The organism is Dyadobacter sp. HNCC25DJ186 (genome assembly GCF_056895235.1).
Window position 1 is genome coordinate 45593 of the sequence record NZ_JBXHAS010000006.1, and the last position, 18754, is coordinate 64346.

Here is an 18754-nt window from a genome sequence, read left to right on the forward strand (position 1 = left end):
CCATTTACCTGATTAAAGTAAAACAAAATGCAAGGAAAAACCAAATAAAAGTTGGATGAAATTTTAAATATAACACCAAACTCAAAATATTAGATATGTATTTGATATTTTTTCAGCATTTACTTCCGTATTTAATTAAACAAGATTGTATTCAATTATTCAGAATGTTACATAAAAGTGACAAATTTTCTGAGCGGCGCAACCGTTTGCGCTGTGCAGAAATGGGCACAATTCTAATTGAGAATATTTTAGTAGTTTTCAGGAAAATTCCGAATTATTAGGGAATTTTCGGAATGGTTCAAAAAATTTAATATTTTAGCGATCAACGACTTATTACACAAGCCCGACCAACTGATGAAGAAGATTACCATTACCTCCGGCTCTTCAAAAAAGAGCCTGATTGAGGCACTAAACACGAAGGCAGCAAGTAGAGGAATGCGGACTGGCGAATTTATTGCGGCAATTCTGGATTACGCTGTGCAACACAAAGACGTTTTCAACATAACTCTCGAGACGCCAGGCCAAAGAAGTGGCTTGCCAATTACATTTTTTGTTACAGATAATACCAAGTCAGAGCTTGAGGCTTGGCTGAAACAGAGAAAAAATGGCAATTCTGGTTATGGTTTAGGAGCTTTGTGTTGTTTTATTCTAGAAGTGTTTTTGGAGAAAAAAATCGATACTCTCATCTTTGGATAATCATTTATCTCCAAACTGGACAAGTCTAATTTGGATTAATTTGTTAACCTAAAGTGGAACAAGTAAGCACAATTACAAGATAACGGGTTATGCTGTCATCATTTAAAAAACAACCAACAACAGAGATTTTCCCGGCTGAACATTTCAAAACTGAATTTTCCACAACCATTGCTTTGGAAGAATAAAACTGGTTTCGGCCGAATTGAAAATGGATCTGCAGCCTTAACACTGCCCTGTTGGTTTGCATGAGCTCTTGGCTCCATGTGGACACATTTTAATTCATAAACAATATTACGAATGGCGGAGCCCGGATCTGGTACATCGACATTTTTCACATCTTAATTATTTTGGGGTTGTAGAGAATGCAGGTAGTCAACTGCTTTCTGGGCATGGGATGCAGCTGAGAATATAAAACGCTTATCGTCATTGAGCACTTTCAACCATGACTGAATATAAGCTGCATGGTGTTCTTGTGGCAGTGGTTCCAGTCCAAGATCGGCACCTAAGAAACAGGAACCCAGTTCAGCAACAAGTTCTTCCTTTGCATACATTTGATCCCCATACGCCTTTCTACCGAAATCACGGTTAAGGCGTTTAGGATGTTTACTCCAGTGGGTCAGTTCATGGGCAAGGGTAGTATAATAGAGTGTTGGATCTTCAAAGCTCTCAATTGGCGGCATAGAAATATAGTCTACGTGCTGTGCGTAAAAGGCATTTGTTCCGTTCCGAATATCAGCTTTTGTTTCAGCAAAGAATTTATCTAATGTCTCATTTCGAAGGTTAGCAGGTTCAATCTGCTTTTCCGGCAACTGATAAAAGTGTTCCGGTAATCCATCAATTTGCGAAGCATTAAAAACCGTATAGGTTTTTAGAAAAGGAATTTTACTGGTGACGGTTTCACCATTTTTGTCTTCTTCCTGCCTGGTAATGCTGTCGGCATAGACAATTTGAGCGCCCTTCTCTCCTTTACGGACGGAGCCTTTGAGCTCAATAGCCTGATTAAAGGTCATCCAGTGCGGGTGTGCATAGTCTTTTTCAGCTGCCGTTGCCCAAAGCAAAATAGTATTGATCCCTGTGTAGGATATACCATTCCACCGGAGCGGTCGCATAATATTGCCTTCCATATGGGCGGAATTCCAAGGCTTGCGCCATGTCAATTCGCCTTTTTCAAGATCAGCAATAATTTTGGCAGTGACGCGTGAATAGACATCTTTCAATGATGGATCAGAGTTATCATTCTGTCCAGTTTGAGTTGATTTTGCAGATTTAAACGATTTTTGGATTTTGGTTGATGGCATGTCTGTTCTCCGTTCGTGTTGGTTTGACGGGCGTTGGATGACACGGGGGTATAAGGGAATGAACCGGCAACAATTTTGTTTGCGCGAGGAATGGCGGAGCCAGGGGAAAATTGTTGTTGGTGGAATGAGCGCCCCCGTGTACAACGACAGCTCAAAACCGACCGACGGAGTTTGATCCTCGGCCAATCCCCTTATTTTGAGGGATAGCTATTCAATTAAGGGATGTGATTATGTGAGCCTGAGATGGTGCATATGCCATGCATTGACATCTTTATGGTCTGCATAAAGGCTATTCATTGGTGCGTGGGACAGACCATCTTCGGATTTAAAAAATTCGGCAAAGGCTTCGGTGGCTTTCTGGCCTGCCGGATCATTATCCATCCAGGTATAGGCGATGCGGTAGCCGTATTTGTGGATGTAGGCCATTGCCTCTTTTGCACAGGAAAGAGAATTCAGGACAATGGAGTCTGCTTTTAATGGCCGTCCATTCAGCTGGGTAATTGCAGATAGATAATCCATGAAGCCTTCAAACAAATGGATACCTTCCGGTTTTGGCACCCTGCCCCTGATAAAGCTGATGGATTTTGGTCTAAGACAAGCCTTGAAAAACGGATTACGCAGCTCAAACCCACCATCTTCATTCGGGAATCCTAGACAGGTAATCCGTTTGCCGGAATTACTGTTGAATATTTGAAGTTCCCGCAAATATTGTTTGGCTAAATTCTGCGGAATACCGCGCTTCTCTAAATAACGGATCAGTGCAATGTTAGTGAGTGGTCGATTAGACTTTAAGGAAAGCGGACTATCTTCTGTTTCAAAGCTACGTTCTTTCCGGGCTGGCAAGAAAGCGGCGACCGGAAAATCGTTGGACAAATTCGATATCCATCGCAGCGCGTCAGAAACTGTATGGGCTTCATTCTGGCGCTCCAGATAGATACAGGCAAATCTGACCAGATCGCCGCCTATTCCCTCCCCATGATCAAACCAGAGATTTTCGTTAATATTTACAAAAAAACTGGGGGTTCTTTCATTCCGAAACGGGGATAAATAGCGGAGTTCTTTGCCGGAAGTCGACTTAGGTAAAAGATTTAGCTTGCCCAGAATTTCGGATATAGCTATAGATTTAGCAAGTTCTATATTCATTATGCTCTCTCACAGGATGTAGTGGTTATCGGACCCAGGGAAGGAAAAAGTTCGTCGAAAACTTTTCTTTCCCGAATTTTATCGAATCAGTTTTCTCTCGATAAATTTATCCAGGCTGGATCGTCGATACCTGACAGAACGTCCCGCTTTCAGAGGCTGTAAATCATAGCGTTTTGTACAATCCCAGACGGCAAGTGTGCCTGGTGTCACTTTCAAATATTTAGCTGCGGCTTTTCGGTCGAGTAATTGATCTGCTGGTTGGATGTTTGGCATAGCAAAATTCCTTTCACAAATGATGAATCACCGGGAGCAATTCCCGGCACCCGATTGTAATAACAGTTTTATGTGGGCGAAATCAATACAACCAGAGTTTTATTAATGAGTGATAAACAACAGGTATGTACAGAAATGTTTTTTTATTTTTCCATCCAGATATCGACTTCTCAAGAAATGTCTCAGCGAGTACATCACTGGTCGATATCTGAAAATAATCCCGACAGCAAATTTCGATAGATTAAGTTCAGAATTTTCTGATGGTAACATGCAACTAAATCTTTGATGCGCTATCTTGCCGTAATTTTTTAAACGCTAAACCCAACACATGGAAGCTAAAACAATCACATGGCACCTATTCTCAGAGGCTAAGCCATCTGACGGAGCATATACATTAGTTGCTTCCGACATTGAGAAGCAACACCATCAATTTGCTATCTATTGGGAGAATTATGATGGCAATAGCAAACCACAGTTTTATTGGGAAATAGATAAGCAAGATAATGAAGTCCCAATTAATTTTGAAGTCACATATTGGGCATATGTGGATTTCTTACCTTATGTCTGAACTTGGTTTAGACACAAAACAAACCAGTATCAAGGACGTGGATCAGTTGTGAGAAATGCTGTGGTATCAACGGTTGTGCTGGCACTTAATGTAACACGACCAGCATCCAAACCTGTATTCACTCCCCACCAGTTGTTTAGGGCGAATACGTTGCCACCACCCGTATAATTCAAACGCAGGTCACGTCCGGTGTTGCCATAAGAGCGATTCTGTCCAGTACTGGCTAATGCGCCGCCACCAAGGTCAACATTAAACACAGAAGCTGCATTTACTTTCTGTAAGAAAATACCGTTTACACCGTTATTCAATGTATCAGTTTCAGAGATAGAAACATTATCAATTATTGCATTAGCATTATTAAAATTTGTGATATAGATACCATTTTGAGAATTGGTATTAGCGGCAACATTAGAAATTGTGACTCCATCAATAGTACTTGTTGCTGCTGCATTAAGATAAATACCTTGCTGAGAATTCATCTGCGTTGATGTATTTGTAATGCTCGTATTGCTTATTGTACCACCGTTAGCAAAAAGATAAGCGCCTGACTGAGAGTTTGTATTAGCAGTGCTATCAGTAATAATTGAATTATCAATAATCCCTGAGGATATGGCATTTAAGTAGATACCGTATTGTGCGTTACCGTTAGTTATATTTCCATTCATTACAGTTGTATTGATTGAAGCTCCGGCCCCGTTGGATTCCAGTCGAATCCCCATTCCGTTTGTACTTGTATTGTTATTTGCTGTGTTGTTTGTAAGTGTAACATTTGTTATCGCGCTTGTGTTCAGGGCAACTAATGCAATTCCATTACCATTTATGTTTTCGTTTGAAGTGTTTCCAGATAACAATGCATTTTCAATTTTTGAGCCTGTACCACTGCTCTGTAAAATAATGCCATTAAATAGATTTTGGTTAGTAGTGTTATCTGATACTAAAGTATTAATAACTTCTCCGCCATTTGCTGCCTGAACATGAATTCCACGGCTCAAATTGCTGCTGACATTATTGTTAGAAATAGACAGATTATTAAGTTGGGCACCAACTGTGGTTGCAATAGCAAAAATTCCTTGTGTGTTGCTATTTGTTATGATGTTATTCGAAATTACAGTATTGGATAATAAAGACCCTGTTCCCAGGACATCCAAGTAAATACCACGTCCACCATTGCCTGTGCCTCTTGTGTTGTTGATTTCATTTCCTTTAATATTTAACTCTTCAATGATTGCTCCAGTTTGAATTTGAGCAAAAATTCCGTTATAATTATTATTATTTATATTGTTATCTAAAATATTTGCTGAGCGAATAACACTTCCTGTACCATTAGTGACCAAAGCAACGCCTCTTCCAATTGAACCGTTATTGCCGTTTGTGGTATTATCTTCAATATCAAGTGTACCCATTTGTCCACCCGAAAAGACATTAACAAAAATGCCGTTTCTAACATTATTATTGGTTAGATTGTCTTTTATAACTGTAGATTGGATAACCCCCTGATCAGCTAAGTTAACAACAATTCCATCGAAAAGTGAACTTTGTACGGCTGTGTTATTTACAATAGATGCATTCATTATTTTCCCGTATTGAACTGCGCCTACAAGTATATTAGTTGCGTTCTGTGTAGTGAAGTTATTAAGAAGATTGACTGAATTAATTGTGCCGCTTACAGCTGTTTGTATTAGAATTCCGTAATAACTATCTGTGCTTGAGTTGTTAAGAATATTAACAGTGTTTACATTGCCACTGCCTAAAACCTGTATGCCTCGGCTTTGCACTCCTCCACTTTTATTGACAGTATTATTACTGATATTTATATCCTGAATGGAGCTACCCGCTTTAAAGTTTACGAATATTCCCGATCCTCCACTATCCAATAGGCTGGTATTGTACACAGTGTTATTATTAATATTAATGGTGTTGTAGTTTGTACCATTAGCGGCATCTACATATATACCGTACCCAGAAGTGTTGGTTACAGACAGTCCTGATATGCCTAGGTTTCCACCACCTATTACAGTGATCCCATTACCAATATAGTCGCCAGATCTTACCCCGATATTGGTAATAAGAGGCGCTTGAGAGGAATCAATTAAAGTGAAGCCGTTATAATTAAAATCACTTCCCGAACCTATCAGTTGAACATTAGGCTTATCAATAGTAATGCCCTGATCCATCCCGGCAGTCGTGCCATCTCCGCGATTGACGTATAGAATATCATTTGCTTGTAATGCGGCTTGTGCGGAGGCAAGCGTATTGAATGGATTTTCTTTAGAGCCATCACCTGTATTTAAATTAGTATTGTCAACATAAAGAATACGCTGTGCTGTACCATTGGTATTCAAAGCTTGTTTCATCAAACCAGTGTCTACTTTCGCGCCAGTGACGATATCAATGTCACGCTCTGGAGATTCATCCAGACGTGATCTGAGTCCATGTTCTTGATACAGTTTCTTTGATTTGAAAGGGAAGCGAAGTGTCGCTTCTAAAAATCCTTGTGATCCACGCGGACCGTCATGTTGAAATCTTGCACCGACAGAGAAGATTGAGTTTACCTGTGCTTCTGTTCTTAAACGGAAACCAGTTGTGTTCTCTGTGGTGTCACCAAAGAAGTGGTAGGCCCCTGCATATACACGGGTGCTATCAATATGTTTTAGAAGAACTGGAAGTCTGTAACCGACTTCAGCGTCAAAGCCATGCTGAGGTTCTTCAACGATAGAACCGTTTGTATCAAAGAATATCCCGGAGCCTGCCAGATAGGGCGTCGCACTGCCAATATTCGGAGTGATTTTTGTTTTACTGCTATTGAGCTGGATGTATCCGTTCGCGCGGATATCAATTGTTTCGCCTAAGGATTCAACGCCCAAAGTGATCTGGTGGAAGTTATTGCCATTCTCTGTTCTTCTGCGGTCAATCCAAGCATTGGCACCAAGAACGGAATTGGTCTTCTTGGAAATCTGTCTGTAACCAAAGCCGAGATTGCCTTCGCGGTTATCCCCATCATCACCCATTAGACGCAGATCACCATAAAGAACCCGGTCGCTTTGCTGCACCAGCGGAACCCAAAATTCGGTCATCAAAATTGATCGTTCTGTGCCAGCCCGTATATTCACCTCAGCACGAGGGGAGAGCTTATCTGCCGCCCATACAGGACTTGCCAGACAAAGCGTAATTACAATCGCTGAAACCGATTGGTTGCACAAGGCGGGTAAGCTTTTAATCATAAGCCTACTCTAACCTCCTAATTATTAATAAAACTTGAATGTCTCACCTGCATACCCTGAAAATTGCAGTCTAGCCGAGCTTTTCTTGTAACAACTCATACTGTTCTCGATGCTTTTCAGGGTTACGTTGTTTTAGAATATTCAAATTACGAAGCTTCCATTGAATCGAGGGAAATCTCTCAAAATCATAAATGGACCAATCGGGCTCTGCATTTTTAAAACTCAGAAGAAAAGCTTTATCTGATTTGGTTAGGTTCTCGTTGACCGTCGTTACAAGTTTTTCTCTTATGGCTTCATATTCCTCGTAGCTGAACTCCTCAGCGCTCATTCCCGAAAATTGGTTGACCATGGCCAAACGCTGATCCTGAAAATTCGGCATGATCACTTCATTTATCGGTCTGTCACTACCCAGTACACAGAAGAGAAAACCCTGTCTGACTTCATCAGAAAATCCCTCATTGCTCAAAAGATATTTGACATCAAATAAATCCCGTGGGTGCTGGCGGTCAAGGGCGGCACATATTTTTCCGCCAAAAAGTTGCCCGAATGGAACAACCGGGATAGCAGCAAATACATCAAATTCTTCCTGAGCTCTTTCACAAAGGCGCATTTTTACCGGTTCTTTGAAAGAGCCTCGCCCTACCAAATTGACTTCCAGTTTTATTTCCGCCCCTTGGGAAGAAATCAGAAGCTTTGCAATCTCCTTTTTATGCTGCACACGAACAGGCGTAATCGTCTTCTCAATCCGTCCCTGTATTCTGTCCAAAGCTTCCCCGATATTGCGTAAAGATGTTTCCCTGTCTTCAATCGGCAGATAGGTTAAATCGATATCAACTGATAGCCGAGGCATATTGCGGACAAATAAATTGATAGCAGTGCCGCCATGGAGTGCAAAACAATTTTCCTTTGCAACTTCTGGTAATACATCCAAAAGTAAGCCGACCTGTCGTTTATAAAGTCTGTTTTCCATTCTCTTCCATTTCTTTGGGTACTGTTATCTGGTATTTTGGAACATAGCTTCCATTCTTAACGAAACTGCGTTTGCCATTGCCCAGATCGATTTCTTCGATGGCCAGATACTGAACCCATTGGTGATCTACCTTTTCTGCCATGTAAAGAAACAGGCGTTTTACCTTTATAGATTTGCATTGCATTAAAAGCTGCTGAACTGAATTAGGGCGCAGGTTATTCATCCCTTCCATCAACTGATAGCATTCTACTAAATCCTGGGGGGAAGTGGCCAGATACAGGCATTCCATCATAGCCCTGACCGCCGATGACACTTTGATGGAAAATGATTTAACGGTCACTTCCGTCATGCCTATTCCGGCAGGCAAAAAAGCGGATTGATGATAGACCAGTTTTATTCCCCAATCTGTGTTTTTGAACCAGGCTGGCAATACTTCTTTCGCTGTGCCGAATAAATCGACTTTGGACTGAGACAATTCCAAATAATGGGCTTTGCCCAGCAAGGATAAAGCAGCTCTGCCCCCTGGATGGATGGAGAGAGCGAGTTGGTGTTGTAAGGTATAGATAGCTCCCTCATAACTTACTGAATCGCCGACACGCCTCACTGCGCCAGTCTCAAAGGATTCTAGCCACCTGCTCTTTTTGTACCGGTTGAGCAACTGATTAGAATATCCCTTTTGATTAAGCCATGATGTGGCAGAGACCGTCCCTAAGGGCCAGTCTTGCAACAAAAGGTTTATTTTTGTCTCATTTGATATACTCATAGTTTATCTATACAGGATAAAACAAACTGTGTAAAGCATAAAGTTCATAATTATCGCAATTTATAAACCGATAGTTTATAAATACCATATTTGGTAAACCTTTTTGTATGTGTCGCTTTGTTTCCTGAGCCGGAAAATAGAGACGTTTTGAATATATTCCAGCGCTAGAATGTTTATTCTTCTTGGGGCTGATATAGATTAGCCTAGATCAGCCCCAAAGTTTATTGTTTCTTTGCCGCCCGACTAAGCTTTCGCTGCCGTCCTGTCCGCCTGCGTCGCTAAGTCGATCACATGATGAACAAGGAAATCTTCAACCAGTGACAGGGCATAACCCTTGTTTATCGGCAACATATCTGGTGTCAGCATGGTGTCCACATAATCCTCAACATCCCAAAGCTCGCGCGTTAGGTCTGGATTATCGGGCTCTATCCGTTCCATGACATCTTCGAAAGCCTCATTTGCAGTTTCAATAAAATCAGCACGATCCATTGGATTCAATGGAAGTGCGGTGATTTGTCCATTTGGAGCTTGTTTTCGTTGCGGCGTTTTGGTTTTGGCAGGGTGTTGATCTTCAGCTTGTGGCTCGCGGATATCGGGATGCCCTTCTTCAGGGGGTAGACCTAACCATACCTGACTTAGAATTTGAAATTGTACTTCGGAATCAAGTTTAACGTCATTGTCAGTCTCAATGCCGAAAACGTAATCTTGCCATTCTTCCACGTTGACGCTGTCGCGATAATCAAACAGTAATTTGGCTACTTTTAACTGAGAGTCAGGAGCTTTTGCCAAATCTGCCCATTTTTCAAAGCCGGACATGAGGGCAATGATGTGCTGGGCTTTCATCAGGCTGAAGCCTTCTTCATCATAACCAAATTCATGGGTCACAATGTATTCAGCGTCGTCAGGAAAACGCTTTTGTGCTTTTTCCTTGAAATCTTTAAACAGGTTTTTGGCTTGTAGTTTGAAATAATCTACTTGTGTCATGGATACAATCCTTATGTTACCAAGGCCGTCATCTGGATATTTTGCATCCGTAAGCTGTGATCAGATAACAAACTTGGATAAGGTTGTATGATCTATCTATCGGTTGATGAAATCTTTACACGGATGAGCAGGCCTACCGACAGGCACTATTAATAAATAGGTCAAAATAGTTTTGAGGTCAAGAATTACCTTCTTCCTCAAATGCTATTTGCAGAAGCTGTTGCAAGAGCAAAAAGAAAAAATAGAGTTACCCTCTCCACTTTTCTAACACTTCTATATCGAAATAGGATTGAACATTGCGTTGCTGGCCTTTTCAATCGCAGCCCTAACTGGATCAAGGTTGAGGCGTGCATAAGGGCCAAAAACGGCCAAGATTAGGCAGTCTTGAACCGAATAATAAGTTACGGAAATCATATTAAGAGGCGATAATAAAAGCTGTTATATTTAAGCATCTAACGTTACTCAACCTCTCTCTATGAAATTTGGTATCCGCCTCCTCATTATCCTTATCGCATTCTCAAAAACATCGTATTCCCAAAACTTAGGTAAATATTATTACGAATATTACGGAAATACTGAAAAAGAAAACCCACTGCCAAAGTCTGCCTATAAAAGATTTGTAACAGACAATTTCGGTTTTACGATTTTAGGAGCATCATCTCCAACAACTGGCGTGAAGGTTGAGACCGAGAAACCGAGCATAACATTACGAGGGAGTATCGTTGCAAAAAGCAAATTACGGATTTCAACCTTCGACCTGACCGCCGGAACAAATGACAACCTTGGAAAAATTTTCTCCGGCGAAAAGAAGAGCACATACTTCAAGGCGAACCTGGAATTACACTGGCTATGGCATAATAATCCTTCGAATTATGTGAGTCCTGGGAGTGGCATTATCGGGGTCTACCATGATATGGGTAAGAAGAAATACAGTGAATTATTGGACGAAGAATACAAATCGAAGATCATTGAAAAACTGATTGATCCTGATTTCCAGCCAAAAGCAACAGTCGACGCACTGAAAAACTACATCTTCGAGGAAATTGCCCCAAAAGCTTCGTATAACCATTACGTATTTCCAAAGGCAAAACCTAGCAAAAAGAAAGTATCCACGGATGCAGCAACAATAATTTGCACAGGGACTGCAGAAGAAGAAAAGCGTTACGAGCGAATTCTTACAAAAATACTAGTCGACATAGGAGCAAGTGGGTTGGACGAAACCATCAACGGCTCCGACACTATCAGAACGCCAACAGATTCATCCATCCAATCATTCATTTCTATTTGGACCACCACTGATGTAAAATACGAGGATGTAAAAATCAAGATCGCCAAAGCATATCGAGAGGCGATAAAAAAGTCCGAAAGTTCGGAAGACACATTATTTGCCACACAAATCAAATCCATAAATCATGTTTGGACTAGGCGATATGTCAGATGGGTCACTATTGGGTTCAGTCCGGGCGCCAACAACTTCGTACTCTATAATCCGCTAGATAGCAGTTTCACGGCAAACAATAAATTTCTCGTCGGATTTAAGTTGGCCTTCAATTGGTATTATAAGTATAAAGAGCCGTACAGATTTCTATATATCAATGCTGGAACAAATATCAAGCAAATGGCAAACGTTGATGAACTGACTGAATATAACTATAAGAAGACAACGAGTATAAAGGTTCAAAATCCAGAAACACCTAACCAAGTTGAAACAATCACCAAAGAAGAACCATCGACCGGATATGAGGGAAAATATAGACAGGAATGGGGCTTTGAATTATTCGGAGAGCTTTATGCCCACCCTTGGAAGATTTCATCAATACCTGGTCTCTATTCTAAGGTTCAGTATCAAAATGGCAGACAATGGATGAATAGGCAAAAGGCGGCGTTCTCAGTTGGCCTTATCTGGAGTGTTTCTAACAAGGATAAAGACAAACCAAATTTGCTGACGATAGTCCCTTACGCTAAATGGTCAAACATTCTCCCAGAATATCGTGAAGAGGCTGAGTTAAACAGGAAACCATTACATGAACTGTTTACGATTGGTATCCAGATAGGTATCCCGATCAATATTGGCAAATAAAATGAAGGAGCTAATACGGCACAGTCCGAATTCACGAGAGGAAATTGTCAAATACGTTATATAATGCTTTGTAAAACCAGGTATTCCTAACAATTGAAAATACAGCAGCAAGAATTTGCCACTGTATTTTCATTACCAAATAACTATTTCAAGATTTTCGCACTGTACCGATGTAGTCGGCATATTGTTGCATCAATATGATCCTTTGAGGCAGGAATTTCGCCCGGTCATAAGCTCTGTCAACACTGCTTTTAGGAGCATGGGCGAGCTGTCTATCAGCAACCTCATGAGAGAAATTTAGTTTTTCTTTGGCTATCCCAAGAAATAAAGCTCTGAACCCGTGTCCAGTCATCTTATTCCGATAGCCCATTCGTTTTAAGGCGACTAGAACAGCCCCTTTACTCATAGGCTTTCTCGGGCGAGGAATACTTGGAAACAGAAATTCACGATGACCTGTCATGTGATGCAATTCTCGCAGCAATTCGATGGTTTGGGTCGCCAAGGGAACAAGATGAGGTTTTTTCATCTTCATGCGTTCACTAGGGACGATCCATATTGCGTTTTCAAAATCGATTTCAGCCCATTTCGCTTCGATCAATTCGCTTGTGCGTAATGCGGTCAGAAGCATCAGCCAGATCGCAATAAAGGTTTGCCTGAACAACCTGGCCTTATGCTTATCGAGGGCTTCTAGCAGCTCTGGTAGCTCGTCAATGTCGATTGCAGCAAAATGACCCTTCTTATATTTTGTGAGTGCAAACTCCAACCCGTAAGTATAATCCGTTTCCGCACGGCCAGTGGCAATAGAAAATTTAAAAACTTGACTAATTAGATTCTTAATTCGTCTTGCCATCTCAGGTGCTGTACGATCTGTCTTTTGGAGGCACCCAAGAATTATCTGTGGTTTCAGCTGGGTAATAGGGAACTTACCAATAAACGGAAAAACATATTTTTCTAATCGGTGTAAGATTGTTTGGGCATATCGCGGGTCCCAAGCATTGACACATTTTGTGTGCCACTCCTTCGCAATGGCTTCAAAGGTCGTTGATTGCTCAAAAGATTGAGTAAGTCGTTGTTCTGTTCTTAACAGCACTGGATTAAGACCATCGCACACCTGTCGTAAAACCGTGTCACGATCTATCCGAGCAGTAGAAAGACTGACATCGGGGTAACCGCCAAGTGAAATTCTGGTTTCCTTTCCAGCAAATCTATATCGGAGTCGCCAGTACTTCTTTCCGGACGATTTAATTTCCAGATACAGCCCTTCTCTATCAAAGATTTTGTACGGTTTTTCTTTTGGTATGGAGGCTTGGCATAGAGAATCAGTTAGCGACATTGTTCTTTCCTTTCAGTTGCAAATCGAGCAACAGGGGCACGATAATATGAAAATCATAAATCGTGCCCCAGATTGTGCCCCATTTTTGATTAATGCGGGTGTAGAACCGAAAAATGTGAGGAAGATACAAATACGCCAAACGGCTGAAAAAAGGGTATTTTTTCAGTTTTGATAAAGCTGGGATATCTATGATAAAGGGAAGTTGGCTCCTCGAGCACATTTCGTTTTAAACCCGGCAAGTGGTTGATTTTTATAAATTAAAATGGTTAACTTGACTTTTGGTGCCCCAATAGATGCCCTATTTTGACAGTTTTTAATCACTGCAAACCCTGATTAATCATAGAAATGTTAATAAAATAATTCAACAAAAAAGATTGAGGCTCGAATAAAAAAAAGCTCATATATGGGTGATTCTCGGCATTAAAATTTATTCCAAAACATTATTGGCTGAGATCCAATTTCGTAGAAGTTTTAACATGAGACTTGTGTCTCATAAACCATTCAAAGTTCCGTTCAACATCCATTCTGTTGTCATAGATATCATGACCTTTTACCTTTAAGCGGATACCCGCCAACTGTTCCCTCACCTGTTCCATTTGACTATCGAGCTCGTCTTCGTCGAAAATAATGGAAAACACTTCCAGATGATTTTCCGGCAGTACAGTCTTTTTGTCCAATCTAGTGACCCGCATATGCATAAATGTCTTGGGGTCTAGATCAAGGCATTGTGCAATATGATCATAACTCTTGGTATCCTTGATGAAGATCAGCCGATCAATCACATACGGACCAACGCCATTATTTTGGATATGAATGAAAATCTGATTTTTACGATCAAAGAAGTCAATCTGAGGCAGAGGTTTTAATGACTTTTCGTTATGTACGCGTTGAAGATACAGTTGGTAAAATGTCGCCAACAAGGCCAACAAAGAAATTGCAGTAGCCAACACCCACCATCCTTTTCATTTGAGTGGTAATAGAAGGCTACACAATCTCACATTGTCGTAGCAGATTCAAGCGCTCTCTGGCTTGAAGCTCGTATATCATAGGGATAAATTGATGGTAGATGCTGCATTGTGAATCTTTTCCGTTTTCCCGGTAAACAGGACAGCCACTGGTGCAAATATGCCTATATCGGCACTTTTTGCAATCTTCTGACTTCTCGCCTTCGTAATGGCTCCCCTTCTCAATCATCTCTACCAAGTCCATTTCCGTATCAAATATTGAATGAGAGGGTTCCGCCTCATCACCAAAATTCACATGGCAATACTTTAAATTGCCATCGACATAAATAGCCCCTCCTGAGAAACCGGAAGCACAAGTCTGAAAACCAAGATCGTTTGGTTTTAAATCGCAAAACTGATGCCTCCTGGAAAACTGCCACCCCGTTTCCACAGCCTCCCTCATAATTGTGTAGCATTCCGAAAGATATTTTTCCAAAGCCACGGCGTCTAAGGCCTCACCTTTGACAATTGAATACCGAAACGGTACATCCAAAGCGATAAAGTACCTTGTTAAGTCCGCTAGCCCTGAAAGATTTTGATTGGAGATGACAGTTGTTACGGCTACCGGAATATTCTTAGCCAGTAATGTTTTCAGATTTTTTTCTACTATCGAAAAAGATCCCTCACCTGAGCGAAAGCTCCGGGTCAAATTGTGCATGGCATCTACACCGTCCACAGAAATCCCATAGCTGATACCATACTCTTTCGAAAAGTCTATTATTTCTTCATTGAGAATGGTCAGATTGGTAATAAATGCGAATTCCATCGCACACTCCAATTCCGCTAATAACGACTTAGCCTCCGGAATAAACGACTTCCAGCTTTTGAACTGCGTCAATGGCTCTCCGCCTGCCAGACGAAACTTTACATGTTTAATCCCGCGTTGCCGTACTGTTTCTTGAAGTTTGTACAGTAATTGCTGACGGACTTCTACCGACATTCCTTTACTGGTGTTCAGCGTCGATATATAACAGTAACTGCATCCAAGATTGCACGCATTAGTGGTGTGAATCCAGAAATTAAGTGACTTGGGGCTTGAAGGCCGTTGTGGCTGCACGAATTCATCATCGAAACGAACAATTTCCGTACTGGAAAGCATCAATAAGAATTCGTGAAGCAAATTAGACTCAATTCCAAGTCGTCCGGATAAATCTGATAGATCATCCTTACCGTCAATTGAAGAAAGAATTTCATACTGTGCTTTGTTCAGTAACCGAAAGGATGAAGGGAAAGCACAATTGACCGCATAGGCGAATTCGTCGTCAATACGCCTTAGCAACAGCTCGGGTGCTCTTCTCGGTATCATTGTCGTCATCGATTGAAGTGTAACCAGCGCAATCACAGTTTGCATTCATCGACGGAATATTGGAATATCCGTCGCCAAGGGAATTTTTTAAAATAGTTATGTCGTCAAATAGTAAGGACGGTAAGTCATCAAAAATCATATGGGTAAATCGATATATGGTTGATAAAAAAATTAATAATTCATTTCAATCTATGCATTAGCGCATGCACTGTTGCTGGATGCCAATGCCCCTGACCACGAAATGTTGGAACAGCTCTTTTATTTAATTCACGAGCAACAGACCTTACAGAAGTTATCCCTCTCTTTTTCAGTCTATTGAGGAGTGGCAACAATTCCATAGCAAATTTGTCTGCCGCCTGTTTGTTGATTACCGAAAGAACTTTTCCATTTTTTCCGAGAATAACACCCCTTTGTTTAGCTGCACCTAAAGCTTCTTTAGTTGTATCGCTGATCCTCTGTCTTTGCTCCTCCGCAACCGCTGCAAGTATATGTATAGTGAAACGATTTGCGTGAGGGTTATCGGCCACAACGATCTCGACATTAGATTTTACAATTCCTGCGATCTGCTCAACGTCCCGGCCTAATCGGTCCAGCTTTGCAACAATTAAGGCCAGCTTACTTTTCCTACAAAATTCCAAGGCATAGAATAGCATCGCTCGACATTTTCTCGTTGACTGCACTTCCACGACTTCTTTTATCAATTCGTAGTCATTCTGCTCACAGTAATGAATAACAGCAATTTGCTGAGCTTCCAAACCAAGGCCACTTTTGCCTTGGCGTTTCGTAGAAACACGATAATACGCAACAGCCTGTTTCATAGCTAATAAGAAAACCTTTCGTTCAGACATAAACCATCGTTTATATTTGAACAGATTCTCTTTAAAATCGGGTTAGCGACTGCCTGAAATGAAGGTGTTAAAAGGAGAGAGAATAGCAAAAGCAATAATAATTGTTCACGAGTAAACGATCGTTTATTCCCGTACAAATTTTTGCTCTGAAATATATGTAGCCATACTCCAGTATAATCTGGCTAAGGGGACGTGATATTTCACCAATACGTATCATTTGACCAGCACCCATAGGTTTTACTCAAACAGCAACCTGCAGTTTTTTAGACAGAAGGTACTATACGGCCAACACGTGCTGTAGTACTTGAAAAAGATACACGTTTCTCCATGGTACGAAATCATTGTTGGGTAAGGCACTATTGCAGATCCAATACTGTATAAAACGTCAACTGATCCCATAGGATCGATCTTAAGAGTGAACCAACCAGAAAGGGAACACTGAAAAGTGTTACGGTTTGACTGAAATCACTGTCATAGTTCATCAGAAATATCCAACCAACATGTTTCAAACCTTTCAATCTGACCGACATATACGCCAGACTATAGATCCTCTTTTTGTTCTATCTGACTATCCAATTCAATCTCTATTGATTCACCTAAAAGAGCAATCGTTTCTTGTTTTGGCAATTCCTGAACCGTTTTTAATTTACGCTCAATAGCTCGTGATCGAACGCCGGCTTTATCAATCGTGTTTGCTGCCTCTTGAAGTTTTTTCTTGGTCTTTTCCAGTACATCTCCAAAATTTCCAAACTCAGTTTTCACAGCTCCTAACACCTCCCATACCTCACTAGAACGTTTTTGTATGGCAAGTGTTCTAAAGCCCATTTGCAAACTTTGAAGAAATGCGACTAAGTTTGTTGGACCAACAACAACCACTTTATAATCTATTCTAAGACATTCAAATAAGCCCGTTCTTCTTATTATTTCAGCATATAAACCTTCTGTCGGGACAAACATAATTGCAAAATCTGTGGTGGTCGGAGGATTTATATACTTGTCGCGAATATCCCTTGCACATTTTTTGACAGAATTTTCAAATTGCTTCGAGGCTTGATCGATGTCACCAACCAAATCATAGGCTTCAATCAAGCGCTGATAATCCTCATTGGGGAACTTTGAGTCGATAGGTAATAAAAGAGGACGGTTATCCTCATGTTGGCCAGGAAGTTTAATAACGTATTCCACACGTTCCTGGGTGCCTTCTTTTACTAAAGCATTACGCTCATAATGATCAGGCGAAAATATTTGTTCCAATATCGCTCCTAATTGTATTTCTCCAAGACCTCCCCGTGTTTTTACGTTTGTTAAAACTTTCTTGAGGTCTCCTACCCCAGTTGCTAATGTTTGCATCTCGCCTAGACCTTTGTGCACTTGTTCCAAACGCTCACTTATCATTTTAAAGGATTCATTAAATCGTTTTTCCACAGTTTCATGAAGTTTTTCGTCAACAGTTTTTCGCATTTCTTCTAGCTTTTTAGCATTGTCTTCAGATAGCGATTGAAGCTTCTGCTCCACTGTTTCACGAATTTCCTTTAACTTTTCCTCTGTACTTTTTTTAACCTGTTCTTGCTTAAGGATCAGGTCATCAAACTTCATTTTTTGCAGATCATTGAAATCCTTAACATTCTGTGTAAATTTATCTTCGAAAGACTTAAGAGAGATGGTTTGTTCGTTTCTATTTTCTTTTGATGACTTTTCTAACTGTTCTTGCAAATTTTTTGTTTTCTCGTCGAACGATTTAGCAAGCCCTGATAATTGATTTGAGAAGATTTCAAATTGACTTTTTTGCGCTTCCGATAAATCTTTTATTGTGTTTGATAGTGTTTCGCCTAACAACTTAAAAGAGTTATTCAACTCTTCTCTGTTCGCTTTGAAAGATGTTTGATTTTCCTCTCGGCTACGAGCAGTTTCTTCCCTTAAGGCAGGTTCAATTCTTGTCGATGTAAGGTCAATTTTATACAACTGGTCAAGAATAGGCTGATTGTTTTGAACTGATTTCTTCAATAAAACAACTAAGAGTGTCGAAATCGAGATTACAATTAAAACAGAAAGTAAAATTTCTATTAGCATGGATTTTCCTATTTTTTTTATTTTTTATTATATCTTTAAATGTAAACGATATAGGCCTTTAATATCAAGTTTAATCTAACAAACCTCTACCTGAGTTAGACTTTGTTAACCTTGATCTTGGTCACCCGCCATTATTGAGTCCGGGTATTAAGTTAGTTTTTAATTGTTTTGCTGGAATGGGAGAAACGACTGGAGCG

General features: G+C 40.6%; 16 protein-coding genes. 3 read left to right on the forward strand and 13 right to left on the reverse strand.

Annotation, left to right across the window (positions count from 1 at the left end):
• Window positions 1–354 precede the first annotated feature (354 nt).
• Window positions 355–696 (forward strand): hypothetical protein, encoded by a 342-nt coding sequence (locus AC1XUO_RS18245; protein ID WP_483331209.1) that lies wholly within the window; start codon window positions 355–357, stop codon window positions 694–696.
• Window positions 697–794: 98 nt separating this feature from the next.
• Here AC1XUO_RS18245 and AC1XUO_RS18250 read toward each other — a convergent pair whose 3' ends face one another.
• The 4 genes from AC1XUO_RS18250 to AC1XUO_RS18265 all read right to left on the reverse strand — a co-directional run bounded on the left by AC1XUO_RS18250 (window position 795) and on the right by AC1XUO_RS18265 (window position 3410).
• Complete coding sequence (locus AC1XUO_RS18250; protein ID WP_483331210.1) at window positions 795–1031, reverse strand: hypothetical protein; 237 nt, start codon at window positions 1029–1031, stop codon at window positions 795–797.
• 3 nt (window positions 1032–1034) lie between these two features.
• Window positions 1035–1994 (reverse strand): ArdC family protein, encoded by a 960-nt coding sequence (locus AC1XUO_RS18255; protein WP_483331211.1) that lies wholly within the window; start codon window positions 1992–1994, stop codon window positions 1035–1037.
• 228 nt (window positions 1995–2222) lie between these two features.
• On the reverse strand, window positions 2223–3137 hold the full coding sequence (locus tag AC1XUO_RS18260; RefSeq protein WP_483331212.1) for a toprim domain-containing protein: 915 nt from the start codon (window positions 3135–3137) through the stop codon (window positions 2223–2225).
• Between the two features lie 78 nt (window positions 3138–3215).
• Window positions 3216–3410 (reverse strand): helix-turn-helix domain-containing protein, encoded by a 195-nt coding sequence (locus tag AC1XUO_RS18265; protein ID WP_483331213.1) that lies wholly within the window; start codon window positions 3408–3410, stop codon window positions 3216–3218.
• A 328-nt stretch (window positions 3411–3738) separates the two neighbouring features.
• Here AC1XUO_RS18265 and AC1XUO_RS18270 point away from each other — a divergent pair, with 328 nt between their 5' ends.
• Window positions 3739–3978 (forward strand): hypothetical protein, encoded by a 240-nt coding sequence (locus AC1XUO_RS18270; protein WP_483331214.1) that lies wholly within the window; start codon window positions 3739–3741, stop codon window positions 3976–3978.
• A gap of 29 nt (window positions 3979–4007) precedes the next feature.
• Here the strand turns inward: AC1XUO_RS18270 and AC1XUO_RS18275 are convergent, their stop codons facing one another.
• From AC1XUO_RS18275 to AC1XUO_RS18290, 4 genes are all read right to left on the reverse strand, one after another.
• The gene (locus AC1XUO_RS18275; protein ID WP_483331215.1) at window positions 4008–7199 is read right to left on the reverse strand and encodes a hypothetical protein; all 3192 of its coding nucleotides are present in this window, start codon (window positions 7197–7199) and stop codon (window positions 4008–4010) included.
• A 70-nt stretch (window positions 7200–7269) separates the two neighbouring features.
• The gene (locus AC1XUO_RS18280) at window positions 7270–8169 is read right to left on the reverse strand and encodes a nucleotidyl transferase AbiEii/AbiGii toxin family protein (RefSeq protein ID WP_483331216.1); all 900 of its coding nucleotides are present in this window, start codon (window positions 8167–8169) and stop codon (window positions 7270–7272) included.
• The gene (locus AC1XUO_RS18285; RefSeq protein ID WP_483331217.1) at window positions 8150–8932 is read right to left on the reverse strand and encodes a type IV toxin-antitoxin system AbiEi family antitoxin domain-containing protein; all 783 of its coding nucleotides are present in this window, start codon (window positions 8930–8932) and stop codon (window positions 8150–8152) included. The genes AC1XUO_RS18280 and AC1XUO_RS18285 overlap by 20 nt, the downstream gene beginning before the upstream one ends.
• A 243-nt stretch (window positions 8933–9175) precedes the next feature.
• Window positions 9176–9916: a hypothetical protein gene (locus tag AC1XUO_RS18290; protein ID WP_483331218.1), complete on the reverse strand. Its 741-nt coding sequence runs from the start codon at window positions 9914–9916 to the stop codon at window positions 9176–9178.
• A 475-nt stretch (window positions 9917–10391) separates the two neighbouring features.
• On the opposite strand from AC1XUO_RS18290, the gene AC1XUO_RS18295 reads away from it, so the two are divergent.
• Window positions 10392–11996, forward strand: a complete 1605-nt coding sequence (locus AC1XUO_RS18295) for a hypothetical protein (RefSeq protein WP_483331219.1) — start codon at window positions 10392–10394, stop codon at window positions 11994–11996.
• 148 nt (window positions 11997–12144) lie between these two features.
• On the opposite strand, the gene AC1XUO_RS18300 is transcribed toward AC1XUO_RS18295, so the two are convergent.
• The 5 genes from AC1XUO_RS18300 to AC1XUO_RS18320 all read right to left on the reverse strand — a co-directional run bounded on the left by AC1XUO_RS18300 (window position 12145) and on the right by AC1XUO_RS18320 (window position 18557).
• Complete coding sequence (locus AC1XUO_RS18300; protein ID WP_483331221.1) at window positions 12145–13329, reverse strand: tyrosine-type recombinase/integrase; 1185 nt, start codon at window positions 13327–13329, stop codon at window positions 12145–12147.
• Between the two features lie 440 nt (window positions 13330–13769).
• Entirely contained in the window at window positions 13770–14279 is a 510-nt protein-coding gene (locus tag AC1XUO_RS18305; protein WP_483331222.1) for a hypothetical protein, read from the reverse strand.
• A 34-nt stretch (window positions 14280–14313) separates the two neighbouring features.
• Window positions 14314–15639, reverse strand: coding sequence for a radical SAM protein (locus tag AC1XUO_RS18310; RefSeq protein WP_483331223.1), 1326 nt, complete (start codon window positions 15637–15639; stop codon window positions 14314–14316).
• Window positions 15640–15818: 179 nt separating this feature from the next.
• Window positions 15819–16487, reverse strand: coding sequence for a recombinase family protein (locus AC1XUO_RS18315; protein WP_483331224.1), 669 nt, complete (start codon window positions 16485–16487; stop codon window positions 15819–15821).
• Window positions 16488–17027: 540 nt separating this feature from the next.
• A complete protein-coding gene (locus tag AC1XUO_RS18320; protein ID WP_483331225.1) occupies window positions 17028–18557 on the reverse strand; it encodes a DNA recombination protein RmuC in 1530 nt (509 codons plus the stop codon).
• Window positions 18558–18754 lie beyond the last annotated feature (197 nt).